The 279-nt window shown below is 37.6% G+C and carries 1 protein-coding gene; it reads left to right on the forward strand.

The genetic code is table 11. The features are described from left to right. Window positions 1–48: 48 nt before the first annotated feature. Window positions 49–279 (forward strand): gamma-glutamylcyclotransferase (locus P2081_RS20720; RefSeq protein WP_278924673.1); only part of this gene is annotated, 231 nt, incomplete at its 3' end.

The raw sequence follows: 279 nt of genomic DNA on the forward strand, positions 1-279 counted from the left end.
GTAATGTAAAGCTTTTTATATGATGGACCAAAATTATTCCAATTACTAATGGATGAAACTGATAATGAAACTCCCCTTTGGATTTTTGGATATGGATCCTTATTATGGAAAACTGATTTTCCATATGCTGATAAACAGATAGGCTATATCAAGGGATTTCTCAGAAGATTTTATCAGTCAAGTGTAGATCATAGAGGTGTGCCAGAAAAGCCAGGCCGAGTTGTGACACTGCTGCCTTCATCGGACAGTGAGGACAAAGTATGGGGCATTGCATATAAG

The organism is Pseudophaeobacter profundi (assembly GCF_029697505.1).
Taxonomy (GTDB): Bacteria; Pseudomonadota; Alphaproteobacteria; order Rhodobacterales; family Rhodobacteraceae; genus Pseudophaeobacter; species Pseudophaeobacter profundi.